The organism is Methylothermaceae bacteria B42, from assembly GCA_001566965.1.
In the GTDB taxonomy this organism is placed as follows: Bacteria; Pseudomonadota; Gammaproteobacteria; order Methylococcales; family Methylothermaceae; genus Methylohalobius.
On record LSNW01000035.1, the window covers coordinates 1 to 1,209 of the forward strand.

At 43.3% G+C, this 1,209-nt stretch carries 1 pseudogene; it reads right to left on the minus strand.

Annotation, left to right across the window (positions count from 1 at the left end):
* Positions 1 to 1,109: pseudogene (locus tag AXA67_01280) on the minus strand (hypothetical protein).
* Positions 1,110 to 1,209: the final 100 nt, after the last annotated feature.

Here is a 1,209-nt window from a genome sequence, read left to right on the forward strand (position 1 = left end):
CTATACAGAATTGCCTGCTTCTCTTTTAATAATTGTCGCGCCCGTTTAACCGTTGTTCGAAGGCTGTTGCACGCTGCGTCACCGTCCACATCAGGCCATAACGCTTCCATGAGCAGTGTGTCAGAGACATTTTGACTGCCGAAAGCAACCAGCGCTTTGATTAACTCCAAAGGTTTTTTAGGCGCTTTTTTGTTAAAAACCACTTCTTCATTATTGATCACCAACCGAAAACCGCCCAATGTATAAATTTTTACGGCGTACGGCCACTGGTCTGTTTCATATCCGGCCACTGGGAGCAATCGGTGGCGAGCTATCATTTCCTTTACATAGTTGTTCTCAATACCGTTCTGCAAGGCTAATGAACAAAACTTTGAAAAATCCTGATCCCGCCACCAAAACGCACTGTAAATCCTGGCGACGCCAAATACATCAGCCAATACTTCGACACAAGCTTTCTGGTTATTTTTTATCAAATAGTATTCCGCTTCGACAATGCGGGACAAAAAAAACAGCATATTAGAGTTTGCAGTTGATAGGTCTTGGCGAATAGACCGGGTCAACTCCAGCGCCAGGCGATGGTCCCCTTTTTTTAACAAATAACTTGCGTAACAAACATCAATAATTTTTTCCAGCATCACAGTGCCGATCATGCCGGCCAGTGTTTTTGCTTGCATAATATTTTCACCAGTGGCATGAATATCGCCACTATGCATTTCATACCAGGCTCTCAAAACATGATACATCGCATCATGAAACTCTCCTCCCAATGCTTTGGTTTCATTAACTTGCTCAATATAGCGCGTTGACTGCTCGGTTTTGCCATGATGCAGATTTAAATAACAGACCTGGTCATAAAGACACGATTTCCACAGATAAATCCCTGTTTTATCAGAAAGTTCGACACCCATGCGGATATTTTCGAGACACTCTTCCTGTTTAAAAACCGTGGCGTAATAATTTCCCAGCATTGTGTGCCAGGTAATTTTTACCAAAGGAGAAGTCTGTTGCTGATTCATAATGGGTTGCACGGTCTGCACCAGCATTTCTGCTTTTTCAAACTCACCGCACCACCAGGTTAAATAATATAAAAGTTGACCGGCCGCCTGCACTCTGGTTTCCGAAACATTAATTGATGTGTATCGGGTTGGTGTTGATTGATGGCATGTTGTAACGCTGATTTTGCCAGTTCTGCATTGGGTTCTACAGGGA